Source organism: Alistipes megaguti (assembly GCF_944320325.1).
Lineage (GTDB): Bacteria > Bacteroidota > Bacteroidia > Bacteroidales > Rikenellaceae > Alistipes > Alistipes megaguti.
The window spans coordinates 34,714-46,651 of sequence record NZ_CALUHA010000012.1; the positions used below are offsets into that span (position 1 = coordinate 34,714).

Below are 11,938 nucleotides of genomic sequence, written 5' to 3' on the forward strand. Positions count from 1 at the left end.
AATGAAGAGACTGCTTTTTATGACCTTCGGAGCGCTGCTGACGCTCGGTGCATGGGCCGGAGAACACCCCTCGCTGATGCTGACGGCACAAGGTGTGGCCGAGATGCGCGACGATTGCGGCAAGGTGCCTGCCTTCGACGCCTCGATGGCGCGTACGCTGGCCGGGGCGGATGCTGCCGTGGCCTCGCCGATCGAGGTGCCCCAACCGCGCGACGGCGGTGGCGGCTACACCCACGAACGCCACAAACTGAACTATTACGAGATGGTCGACTGCGGCATCGCCTGGCAGGTGACCGGCGAGGAGAAGTATGCCCGCCGCGTGGCCGACATGCTGAAGGCCTATGCCGACCTCTATCCGACGCTCGGATTCCACCCCGTCAAGCTCTCGAAGACGCCGGGCCGCCTCTTCTGGCAGACACTCAACGAGAGCGTCTGGCTGGTCCACACCTCGATGGCCTACGACTGTGTCTACGATTACATGTCGGCCGACGAACGGGCCTATGTTGAGCAGAACCTCTTCCGCCCGATGGCCGACTTCCTGATGAACGGCATGGAGGGCAACCGCGCCAACAACAAGGTCTTCAACAAGATGCACAACCACGCCACGTGGGCCACGTCGGCCGTCGGCATGATCGGCATGGCGATGGGTGACGAGGATCTGGTGCGCAAGGCCCTCTACGGTACGGATGAGACAGGCAAGCACGGCGGCTTTATCCAGCAGCTGGACTACCTCTTCTCGCCCGACGGCTACTTCACCGAGGGCGCCTACTACCAGCGTTACGCCATCTGGCCCTTCATGGTCTTCGCGCAGTGCATCGAGCACAACCGCCCCGATCTGAAGATCTTCCAGTATCGCGACGGCATTCTGCTCAAGGCCGTTTCGACGCTGTTGCAGCTGGCCTACGACGGCCGCTTCATGCGCTTCAACGACGCGCTGCTGAAGGGCTACGACGCCCAGGAGCTGGTCTATGCCGTCAACATCGCCTATAACGCCGACCCTTCGAACAAGACGCTGCTCGACGTGGCGGCGCGCTATCAGGACTGGGTGCTGCCGACCGATGCCGGATTCGCCGTAGCGCGTGACATCGCCCGGGGCGAGGCCCGGCCGCTGACCTTCCACAGCGCCCTCTTCCGCGACGGACGCAACGGTGACGAGGGGGGCATTGCGGTGATCCGCTCGACCGACCCCGCGCTCAACAGCGCCCTGACGCTCAAGGCTACCTCGCACGGTCTGAGCCACGGCCACTACGACAAGCTGACGATCGCCTACTACGACAACGACAACGAGGTGCTGTGCGACTACGGCGCTGCCCGCTGGCTCAACATCGAGGCCAAGTACAAGGGTCACTACACGCACGAAAACAAGTCGTTTGCCATGCAGACCGTGGCCCACAACACGCTGGTCGTCGACGAGCGTTCGCACTTCGACGGCAACTACGACGAGTCGATGAAGCACCACTCGGAGATCCTCTTCACGGACTTCTCGCGCAAGGATGTGCAGATCGTCTCGGCTCGGGAGACCAATGCCTACCCGGGCGTGGCCATGCAGCGCACGCTGGCCTACATCACCACGCCGTTCCTGCAGTATCCGCTCGTTCTCGACCTGCTGCAGGCCCGCAGCGACAAGGAGCACCGCTACGACTACCCGATGTGGTACGGCGGCCACATGGTGAGCGTGAACTTCCCCTACGAGAAGGCCCTCACGACGATGTCGGCCCTGGGCGAGGCAAACGGTTACCAGCACCTCTGGTGCCAGGCCCGCGGCCGCAACGAAAAGTCGGCCACGACGACCTTCACGTGGATCACCGGCGACCGTTTCTACTCGCTGTCGACGGCCACGACGCCCGCCAGCGAGATGGTCTTCGTCGAATCGGGAGCTTCGGATCCCGACTTCAACCTGCGCACCGAGAAGGGCTACATGATCCGCGAGAAGGGCAGGAAGAACCATACCTTCTTCTCGTCGCTGGAGACCCACGGCACGTACGATCTGCAGGTCGAGCAGTCGGCCAATCTGACCTCGTCGTGCGTTGGCGTGCGGCTGGTGGTCGATACGCCGGAATACACGGTGGCCGTGGCCGAGTACAAGGACGGGCACAGCGTCACGCTCTGCGTGGCCAACCGCTCGTTTGATGCCGGGAAGCACCACACGGTCAAGAGCGCCGAGGGACGTTTCGAATGGACGGGTCCCTACGATGTGAAGATGAAATGATTGAAACTGAAAAACCTCTAAAAAACAATTAAGGATATGAAAACACGCAGTGAAACATTCCAGCTCGAGAGCGAGCTTCCGTGGGAGACCCCGGGACCGGGTATCCGTCGTCAGATCATGGGTTATGACGGCCAGTTGATGATCGTGAAGGTCCATTTCGACAAGGGCGCCGTGGGCACGATGCACGCCCACTACCACAGCCAGGCTACCTACGTGGCCAGCGGCAAGTTCGAACTGACGATCGGTGATGAAAAGAAGGTGCTCGGAGCGGGCGACGGCTATTACGTGGCTCCGGACGAGATCCACGGATGCGTCTGCCTTGAGCCGGGTATTCTGATCGACACCTTCTCGCCCCACCGCGAGGATTTCCTCAAGAAGTAACCGCTTAACGACTGCCTGAATGAAAATCAATGGATTGCGGTGGATCGTCCTGGCGTTGATCGCCATCGTGACGATCATCAACTACCTCGACCGTGGCACGCTCAACTACATGTGGGTGGCCAATACGAAGGTGGTCTGCGCCGCGGGTGACTACACCTACGACGCTGCGGCCGATACCTATACGGTGCTTTCGGACGGCAAGTCGGTGACGCTGGCAGGTGACGAGGTGACCAAACTCACCGACGGAGCCATCGAATATGTCAAGCATGGCGGTATTGCCAAGGAGCTGGGGCTGATCGACGTCAACGCCTCGGCCGAAGAGCAGCAGCGGCAGGCCAAGAACATGCTGGCCGTCATCACGATGTTCTTCATGATCGCCTACGGCGTGAGCCAGCTCGTCTCGGGCAAGATCTACGACCGGATCGGTACGCGGCGGGGCTTTACCCTCTCGGCGCTGGTCTGGGGCGGTGCCGATGCGCTGGCCTCGATCTCGACGGGTCTCAAGTCGCTGACCTTCTTCCGCGTGATGCTCGGACTGGGCGAAGCCGGACCGTGGCCCGGAACCACCAAGTCCAATGCCGAGTGGTTCCCGCAGAAGGAGCGTGCCCTGGCTCAGGGTATCTTTGGTGCGGCCGCTTCGGTGGGATCGATCATCTCGCCGGTGTTGATCCCGATGCTGTTCCTGGCTTTCGGCTGGCGGGTGACCTTCGCCGTGGTGGGTTCGCTGGGCATCATCTGGGTGATCCCCTGGCTGATCATCAACAAGAAGGGACCCAAGGAGCACCCCTGGATCACCGACAAGGAGCGCGAATACATCATCTCGGGTCAGCCCGAGTGCCGCGTCTCGTGCGATACGGCCAAGTCGTGGGGACGGCTGCTCAGCGAGCGCAAGAACTACGCCGTCATTCTGGGCCGCTTCTTCCTGGATCCCATCTGGTGGATGTTCGTCACGTGGCTGCCGATCTACCTGATCGAGGTCTTCGGGCTGGACATCAAGCAGATCGCCATGTCGGCCTGGGTGCCCTACGTGGGTGCCGCCATCGGCTCGGTAGCCGGCGGATGGTTCTCGGGACTGTTGATCAATCGTGGAAAAACCGTTAACTTTGCACGCAAAGCCGCGATGATCGTCGGATCGTGCTTCATCATTCCGGGCATGATTTTGGCCGCTGTCGCCTCGTCGGCAACGATGGCCGTCATCATGATGGCCTTCATCCTGGGCGGTTATCAGTTCGTGATGACCAACATCCAGACCCTTGCCAGCGACCTGCAGACCGGCAAGGCCGTCGGTTCGCTGGCCGGACTGGGCGGCGCTTCGGCCGTGCTCGGAACCATCATCTCGATCCTGTGTATCCCCTACCTGACGCAGAGCGGCGATTGGACGGCCTTCTTCATCCTCGGAGCGGCTCTCGTCCCGGCCTGCCTGCTGTGTGTCTTCCTCTTCGGCGGACGCATCGAGCAGCTGAACAAGTAACACCTCTCCCGGCCGGGCCTTTCTTCAGGAGGACGCCCGATCGGGTTGACCGAATAGAAAAGACGTAATACAAGTAAAACCTTTTTAAAACTTAAAAAGAGATGAAACTGAGTGGAAAAGTAGCCGTCGTAACGGGCGGTGCGCGCGACCTGGGTCGTGCAATTTCTGTGAAACTGGCTGCCGAAGGTGCCAAGGTTTGCCTGAACTACTTCGACAATCCGGACGATGCCCAGAAGACCCTTGAGATGATCAAGGCCGAGGGTGGCGAGGCCATTGCCGTACAGGGCGACATGACGAAGGCTGCCGACGTGAAGAACCTCTTCGCCAAGGCTGCCGAGGCTTACGGCGGCAAGGTGGATATCCTGGTCAACGTCGTAGGTGGTCTGGTGGGCCGCAAGCTCATCACCGAGCAGGATGAGAAGTGGTATGATTTCATCATGGATGTCAACATGCGTTCGGTATTCCTCTGCACCCGCGAGGTAGTTCCGATGATGCCTGCCGGCGGTTCGATCGTCAACTTCTCGTCGCAGGCTGCCCGTGACGGTGGTGGCCCGGGTGCTTCGGTTTACGCTACGGCCAAGGCTGCCGTTATGTGCCACACGCGTGCCATGGCCAAGGAGCTCGGCCCGCAGGGAATCCGTGTCAACGCCCTGGCTCCGGGTATGATCAACACCTCGTTCCACGACCGCTTCACGAAGCCCGAGGCTCGTGAGAACCTCCACCACACCGCTCCGCTGCGTCGTGAGGGTAATGCTTCGGAGGTTGCCGACCTGGTATGCTTCCTGGCTTGCGACGAGTCGAGCTACATCACCGGTACGAACATCGATATCAACGGTGGTGTCCTCTTCTCGTAGTCGACGCTGAAGTTTTTTCGAGTGGGCGGACGGTTTCCCGAAAGGGTGCGTCCGCCCTTTTTTTACCCATGATCCATGATGATGAAACGTATCTTGTTGCTGATGGCGTCGTTGGCGGCGCTTGTGCCGGCCAGCGCGCAGTACTCGTTCAACGGTGAGTTGCTCGACCGCCTTGCGGAGGCTTACCGGAAGGGGGATCCCCGGGCCGTAAAGGCGGTCGAAGAGGTGGCAGCCGAGGCTGACAGCACGCTGCTCGGCATGGAGCCGCTGACGGTGACGGCCAAGAAGCAGCTGCCACCCAGCGGTGACCGCCGCGACTACCTGTCGCTGTCGCCCTACTGGTGGCCCGACCCCTCGAAATCCGACGGCCTGCCCTATATCCGCCGCGACGGTGAACGCAACCCCGAGGTCTACGACTGCCCCGAGCGGGAGAACGGTGACCGGTTGGGGGCTGTGACCCGTACGCTGGCGGTGCTCTACCGTGTGACGGGCGACGAGCGCTATGCGGAGAAGTGTGCCCAATTGCTGCGGACGTGGTTCCTCGACCCCAAGCTGGGCATGAACCCCAACATGACCTATGCCCAGCTGATCAGGGGCCGTCAGACGATTCGCGGAACGGGAATCATCGATGCGCGCCGCATGGCCTTTGCGCTGAATGCCGCCCAACTGATCGACTCGTCGCCGGCGTGGAGCGACTACGACCGCCGTGAACTGCGCGAGTGGGCGCGGACCTTCCTCTACTGGATGGAGCACAGCGTCAACGGACAGAAGGAGCTCCACGCGGCGAACAACCACGGACTGTGGTACGATGCCATCCGGCTGATGACGGCCCGGGCTGCGGGACTTGACGACCGTGTTCGGGAGATTGCCTGTGAATCGGTCAAACCCCGGTTTGCCAAGCAGGTGGCCGAGGACGGTACGCTTCCCGAGGAGCTGGTGCGCACGCTTTCGCTGCACTATTCGACCTTCGTGTTGGAGGCCCTCTCGACGGCACGCAACGTGGCGCGTGCCGAAGGCGTCGAGTTGTGGGAGATGCCCGAGGCGCAGCGCGCGCTGGAGTATCTGATTCCCTACTACGAATCGCCCGAAAAGTGGCCCTGGCCGCAGATCAAACCCTTCGCACAGCGGCGCGGTGCGGCGCTGCTCTATGAGGCGGGGCTGGCGCTTGATCGCCCGGAGTGGGTCGAGACGGCCCGCCGCATCGGCTTTCATACGTCGAAAGCCGATTTCGAGGCGATGCTCCATTTCGAACTGCAGTAGTCGGCCCGTCGTGAAAAAACGGCAGCTCCGTGAGGGGCTGCCGTTTTCGTTATCGGGCGGAACCGGTCGCTATTCGCGATCCGTGCGGAAGGGGATGACCGGAATTCCGTAGGTGTTGCAGAGGGTCGTGGGCGTGTAGTTGTGGAAGGCGTAGCGCACGGCGACCGGCTCCTTGACCTCCTTGGAGGTCACCTCGACGATGGGTTTCGAGATGACGACACGCCCCTCGGCGGGATGGAATACGCCGTCCTTGCCGGCCAGTTCGAATCCCGGAACCACTTCGTGCTGCGGGGTCATGCCGTAGCGGGCATTGTCGAAGGTGACCACGGCCTTGTCCTTTTCGAATTTCACCTCCTTGACCTGGACGGCCGACCAGCAGTTGGCCCGTACGCCGTAGCAGCGTACCAGCGCTTCGGCCGCCAGCCGCTGGCCCACTTCGCGTTTGCGGCGGGGGTGGATCGAGAGCTCCTCGCCCAGATCCGTCGTGGCGATCATCGCCGAGTTGGGAATCAGCTTCTGGGCATCACACTGTGCCTCCATCACCTGTACGCCGTCTGTCGCAGCGGCGTCGTTGTAGGAGTAGGGGGCAATCTGCACGTAGAGGAAGGGCATCCGGTTTTTCGTATCGCCCCATTCGGCGCGCCAGAAGCGGACCATCTCCTGCATGAGCCGTGCATAGCGGGCCGACTCCTTGCGGTTGGCCTCGCCCTGATACCAGGCAAAGCCGCGGGCCGTGTAGCCGGCCACCGGTGCGATCAGTCCGTTGTAGAGCAGCCCGCACTTGGCGCGCTGCTGGATTTTCGGGTCGGCGTTGATCTTCTCCACGTCGTAGCCCATGGCGGTGAGCGAGGCAGGGTCCATCCAGGCCTCGATTTTCGAACCGCCCCAGCTCGTCGAGACGATGCCCACCGGCACGTCGAGCGCCTCGGTGAGCGACTGTGCGAAGAAGTAGGCGGCGGCGCTCATCAGCACGGCCGTCGTGGGTGAGGGGATCTCCCAGCGGGCCCCCTCGAAGGTGCGTTGCGGCGTTGCGGCCTCCTTTTTCGGAAGGGTGATCATGCGGATGCGGTCGCGGTACTGCGTCGACTGGATGATCGTCTGCAGCGATCCCTCGACGGGCTGTCCCGTGTAGCCGCGCAGGGGCATGTACATGTTCGACTGTCCGGAGCAGATCCACACCTCGCCGATCAGGACGTTCGACAGCGTCACTTTCGAGTCGGCATCGCTCACCGTGAGCGTCTGCGGGGCGTAGGATCCCTCGGGGGTGGCGATTTCAACTGTCCAGCGGCCCTTTTCGACGGCCGCACGCACCGGGGTGTCGCTCCACGAGGCGGCGAGTGTCACCTCCTTGTGGTCGGAATCGCCCCAGAGCAGGACCTTCTGCTGCTGTTGCAGCACCATGTTGTCTCCGAAGATGGCCGGCAGGGTTACCTTGCCCTGGGCGCTCCAGGCCGTCGTTGCGGCAAGGAGCAGGAGCAGTGTGCGCTTCATTGCGGTCAGAGGTTTTCAGCCAGGAAATCCACCGTCTTGAAGAAGACCTCCTCCATCTTGTCCGAGGCCTTGGCGCTCAGGTTGTGGTCGTAGTTCTCGAGCACCTCGAGGTCGACCTTTCCGCCGCGCTTCTCGAGGGCTGCGGCGAAGGCCTTGCTCTGTGCGCACTCGACCGTGATATCGGCCGTACCGCAGAAGAGCAACGCTGCCGGAACGTTCTTCTTCGGTACGAGGTTCACGGGCGAGGCGGCGTGCAGCACCTTCGGGTCGCGGTCGCAGAAGTAGCCGATGCGCTGCGGATCCTTCGAACGCTGGCAGATGGCGGCCGTCTCCAGGTCGTAAATGCCCGAGTAGCCGACGAAGGCTTTCGTGCCGGCCGTGCGCATGGCGCCGACGGCAGCCAGATGGGCACCGGCCGAATTGCCGACAAATCCGATCCGCGAAGGGTCGATGTTCAGCTCCTTGGCGTGGTCGCGCAGGTACTTGACGGCGGCCAGCACGTCGTCGATCGAAACCTCGACCGTGGCGCCGGGCTGCGGGGCCAGCGTATAGGCGATACGGACACCCGTTACGCCCTTCTGTTTGGCCATGTACTGCGACAGGGTGCGCAGGGCGCCGTTGTTGCCGCGGGCCCAGCCGCCGCCATGGCAGTAGATCACCACCGGAGTGGGCTGCTCGCTCACGGCCATGTCGACGGCCATCTTCAGCTCATAACCGTCGTGCGTGCGGTAGACGTACTCGCGTACCTCGACTCCTTTGTAGTCCTTCGATTGCAGCCGGTCGCGCTGGTAGGTATAGGGCTCAAGCAGCCCCTCGACCTTCGAGAGGTCGACCAGCTTGGCGTAACGGGCCTCGTTGATGAGCGAATAGCTGCCGTCCGTATTCTGTTTCAGTTTCATCGAATAGCGGTTCGTAACCTGGGCCGGCTGTTGTGCGGCCTGTTGCGCCGAGGCCGTGAATGTCACGGCCAGAAGTGCTGCAAAAAGGATTTTTTTCATGATTTTCAGGTCGGGTTAGGAAATTTTTACTACTTTTGTTTGACTTTGGAAATTGGTTAACCAAAATTTAAGTACGAACAAAGATAGCGATAAAAACAAGAAAAGCAAACATGAAACGACTGATTTTATTGATTTCGCTGCTTGCCGGACCGGTTTTCTCGGCCTGTTCGGGGAATGCGTCCGCACCGGTGACGCCACCCGAGGAGATGCCTTCGGATACGGACACGGATGATGAACCTCCATTTTATGGCGGCGAGCTTCGGGCCGACGGCAATTCGGCCGGGACCTATGACCTGATTCTGCGCAACGGCTTCAACTACGAAGCTCCCGATCAGTCGGGGGCCCATGCCGAGGCTCCGTTCCAGCACGTGCAGCAATCCTACTCCGAGGAGCTCGGCGAGTATGTCTTTGATTTCTATATCCATGTGGAGAACGACGACGACCGCGGCAAACCCAACGTGACGGACCGTCAGCGCAACGAGATCAAGACCGACGCCAAATCGCCCGAGTCGATGGTGGCGCAGAAGGGTGAAGAGATGATTTTCCGCTGGAAGTTTCGTCTTCCGGAGGGAATGCTGACGACGAAGAACTTCTGCCACGTACACCAGATCAAGGGGATTGACAACGCTCAGGAGACGGCCGACATCGATTATCCGCTGATTACCTTTACGCCCCGTACGCTCTCCAACGGCAGTCGGCAGCTGCAGGTGATCTACGTGGGTCCTTCGGCCGATAAGACCGGCAATATCTATCTGGCCAAGGTTCCGCTGTCGGATTTCCTGGGCCAGTGGGTCGAGGTCGAGGAGCGTGTGGTTTGCGACGTGGAGGGAAGCTACCAGCTGCTGGTCAAGCGCGTCTCCGACGGCAAGACGCTGATCTCGGTCTCGAAGCATACGCGCAACATGTGGCGCGAAGGTTCGACGGGCATTCGTCCCAAGTGGGGCATCTACCGCAGTATCGGTGCCAACGGGTCGCTGAAACCGGAGTTGCGGGACGAGATTGTTCAGTTTGCTGATTTTTCCGTAGAAAAGGTCGTTCGATAATTTTGGTTGAATTGGTTTTTTTTATGACCTTTGTACCGTCAACAGAAATTAACCCTGAATGAACTACTCGCCCAATATCAAACAAGTCGAAACCGTCCTGAAGTATATCAAGGAGCAACTCTATTCGGGACGTCTGCAACCCGGTGAGCGTCTTCCGGCTGAGCGCCGTCTGGCCGAAAAGCTTGGCGTAGGACGCGCTCACGTCCGGGCGGCCTTCCAGAAACTCGAATTTTACGGCATCGTCCAGACCTTCCCGCAGAGCGGTACGGTTGTTGCGCAGGAGAAGATGCAAATTCTCGAGCGTATGATTACCGATGCCCTTCAGATCGAACAGTACGACTTTGCGTCGCTGGTCTACGTGCGTATTCTGCTTGAGATCGAGGCCATCCGTCTGAGTGCCCGCAACCGCACGGTCGATGATCTGGTCGCCATGGAAGAGGCTCTCAAGGAGTGCGAGGAGAAGTTCTACACCGACGAACGCGTCTCGAAGGACTTCGCCTATCATCAGGCGCTGGTCCGCGGCGGACACAATCCGGTGATTGCTTCGCTGCTGTTGGTCATCACGCCCGATGTGCTGCGCTACTATCAGCGTTACCGGGTCTGCTCGGTCCCTTCCGAGGAGGTCTGCTTCGAGCATCGCGAGCTTTTGCGTTTCGTGCGCGAACAGAACGAGGAGGCGGCTGCCGAGATGCTGCGGCATCATTTCAAGTCGCTGCGCGAGTTTGCCTCGACGAACAACGATCCGAATCACTTCCTTGAAGAGCAATCCGTCACGTCGGTCGTCAACGAGTAGGGCTTATGCATAAAAAGAGGAACGAGCCTTTGTGGCTCGTCCCTCTTCTTTGTGTATGAGGCAACAGGGTCTGGCGGCCTCGACCGTCCTTGTCTCTGACCGGTCCTTTCCATTAGCCTCATCTTTGACCGACCCTTTCCGCCTGTCCCATCTCCGGCGGCTCTCTCTGTCAGTCTTGCTTTTATCGGCTCTCTTCGTCGGCGCCATCCGCCTTGCGGATCCTTATTCGCGGTTGAGCCACTCCTGCAGTGGAGCGGGGAGTTCGAGCGACTGGCAGTCGAGCGTTTCGAGCAGCCGGCGCCCCTGCGGCGTGACAGAGTAGAAGAACTGGCGTCGGTCCTTGCAGCACATTTCCCGGACTGCCAGCCCCTTCGATTCGACCGAGCGGAGCACCTTCGACATGTTCGACGGCGTCAACCCGAGCGCCTCGCCCAGTTCGCCGGGGCACATCTTTTCGCACTGCGAGAGGGAGCAGAGCGTCATTCCTTCGTTGAGCGAAATACCGTAATGCGCCTCGAAATCGGCTTCGAAGCGCATGACGGCCCGCTGCAGGTCGCGGATGCGGCAGAGCTTATCCATTTTGTGCGGCTTTGTGGATGGCCTGCATGCCGCAATGGCGCATGCACTTGCCGCATTCGATGCAACGTGTCGGGTCGATCACCGGAAGCGAGAATCCCTCCTGCGAGATGGCCTCGACCGGGCAGAGCCGGATCAGCGGACAGCGGTGGTTTTGTGGGCAGAGCTCCGCGTCGATCATCAGGACCATGGCTTTACTGCTTGTTGTTGAGCATGATTTCGTTGATGGCCTTCTTGAGCGTGGCTTTGGGCAGAGCACCCTGGGCCATCTGCGGTTTGCCCTCCATGGGGATGAAGAGCAGCGTGGGGATCGAGCGGATGCCAAAGGCGGCAGCCAGTTCCTGCTCGGCATCGGTGTCGATCTTGTAGATGTAGATCTGGTCCTTGTACTCGGCGGCCAGCTCTTCGAGAACCGGCGCCAGAGCCTTGCAGGGTCCGCACCACGTGGCGTAGAAGTCCACCAGGGCCGGTTTGTCGCCCAGATATTTCCACTCCGTGGGGTTCTTTTCGTAGTCGGCGACCTTCTTCAGAAAGTCGGCTTTCGTCAGTGCAATCGTATTCATCTCTTTCGTGTTTTGTGTGTTTTCCTTTTTCTTCGTGTTGTTCTGTGCGCAGCCCGTCGCGAAGAGCGAGAGGGCGGCAATTCCGAGCAGCAGTCGTTTCATGGCCTCTTTTTGGTTGATTTCCTATCAATAACGATGCAAAGTTGTGAATTATTTTCCGATAAAACAAATTTCCAATGGAAAATATTTTGCTGGATTGGGAAAAGGGCCTTTTGCGGGGATTGGAAAGCGGGATAAAAGGCGTGTGGAATGAGTCGGAAGCGAATGCCTTGCTGATGCCTGCCTGCCGGCTTACCCCC

12 protein-coding genes are annotated in these 11,938 nt (G+C 60.4%); 7 read left to right on the forward strand and 5 right to left on the reverse strand.

Annotated elements, in window-relative coordinates; all coding sequences use genetic code 11:
- Position 1 precedes the first annotated feature (1 nt).
- From PUQ42_RS04790 to PUQ42_RS04810, 5 genes are all read left to right on the forward strand, one after another.
- Complete coding sequence (locus PUQ42_RS04790) at positions 2-2,209, forward strand: heparinase II/III domain-containing protein (RefSeq protein WP_122119668.1); 2,208 nt, start codon at positions 2-4, stop codon at positions 2,207-2,209.
- Positions 2,210-2,245: 36 nt separating this feature from the next.
- Entirely contained in the window at positions 2,246-2,590 is a 345-nt protein-coding gene (locus tag PUQ42_RS04795) for a cupin domain-containing protein (RefSeq protein WP_087309358.1), read from the forward strand.
- A gap of 19 nt (positions 2,591-2,609) precedes the next feature.
- Positions 2,610-4,061: an MFS transporter gene (locus PUQ42_RS04800; protein ID WP_122119667.1), complete on the forward strand. Its 1,452-nt coding sequence runs from the start codon at positions 2,610-2,612 to the stop codon at positions 4,059-4,061.
- A 101-nt stretch (positions 4,062-4,162) separates the two neighbouring features.
- The gene (locus PUQ42_RS04805) at positions 4,163-4,915 is read left to right on the forward strand and encodes an SDR family NAD(P)-dependent oxidoreductase (RefSeq protein ID WP_087403808.1); all 753 of its coding nucleotides are present in this window, start codon (positions 4,163-4,165) and stop codon (positions 4,913-4,915) included.
- 81 nt (positions 4,916-4,996) lie between these two features.
- Positions 4,997-6,175, forward strand: a complete 1,179-nt coding sequence (locus PUQ42_RS04810; RefSeq protein WP_273371478.1) for an alginate lyase family protein — start codon at positions 4,997-4,999, stop codon at positions 6,173-6,175.
- A gap of 69 nt (positions 6,176-6,244) precedes the next feature.
- Here PUQ42_RS04810 and PUQ42_RS04815 read toward each other — a convergent pair whose 3' ends face one another.
- Complete coding sequence (locus PUQ42_RS04815; protein WP_273371482.1) at positions 6,245-7,666, reverse strand: sialate O-acetylesterase; 1,422 nt, start codon at positions 7,664-7,666, stop codon at positions 6,245-6,247.
- 5 nt (positions 7,667-7,671) lie between these two features.
- The gene (locus tag PUQ42_RS04820; protein WP_273371485.1) at positions 7,672-8,664 is read right to left on the reverse strand and encodes an alpha/beta hydrolase; all 993 of its coding nucleotides are present in this window, start codon (positions 8,662-8,664) and stop codon (positions 7,672-7,674) included.
- Between the two features lie 110 nt (positions 8,665-8,774).
- Here PUQ42_RS04820 and PUQ42_RS04825 point away from each other — a divergent pair, with 110 nt between their 5' ends.
- Both PUQ42_RS04825 and PUQ42_RS04830 read left to right on the forward strand, forming a co-directional pair.
- Positions 8,775-9,707 (forward strand): hypothetical protein, encoded by a 933-nt coding sequence (locus PUQ42_RS04825; protein ID WP_087309364.1) that lies wholly within the window; start codon positions 8,775-8,777, stop codon positions 9,705-9,707.
- A gap of 58 nt (positions 9,708-9,765) precedes the next feature.
- Positions 9,766-10,500, forward strand: a complete 735-nt coding sequence (locus PUQ42_RS04830; RefSeq protein WP_087309365.1) for a FadR/GntR family transcriptional regulator — start codon at positions 9,766-9,768, stop codon at positions 10,498-10,500.
- A 222-nt stretch (positions 10,501-10,722) separates the two neighbouring features.
- On the opposite strand, the gene PUQ42_RS04835 is transcribed toward PUQ42_RS04830, so the two are convergent.
- From PUQ42_RS04835 to trxA, 3 genes are read right to left on the reverse strand one after another with little or no spacing between them, the layout of a single operon-like run.
- A complete protein-coding gene (locus tag PUQ42_RS04835) occupies positions 10,723-11,079 on the reverse strand; it encodes a MarR family winged helix-turn-helix transcriptional regulator (RefSeq protein WP_087403802.1) in 357 nt (118 codons plus the stop codon).
- Positions 11,072-11,266: a 4Fe-4S binding protein gene (locus PUQ42_RS04840; protein ID WP_273371491.1), complete on the reverse strand. Its 195-nt coding sequence runs from the start codon at positions 11,264-11,266 to the stop codon at positions 11,072-11,074. Before PUQ42_RS04840 ends, PUQ42_RS04835 begins: the two co-directional genes overlap by 8 nt.
- A 4-nt stretch (positions 11,267-11,270) precedes the next feature.
- The gene (trxA, locus tag PUQ42_RS04845; protein ID WP_273371494.1) at positions 11,271-11,741 is read right to left on the reverse strand and encodes a thioredoxin; all 471 of its coding nucleotides are present in this window, start codon (positions 11,739-11,741) and stop codon (positions 11,271-11,273) included.
- Positions 11,742-11,938 lie beyond the last annotated feature (197 nt).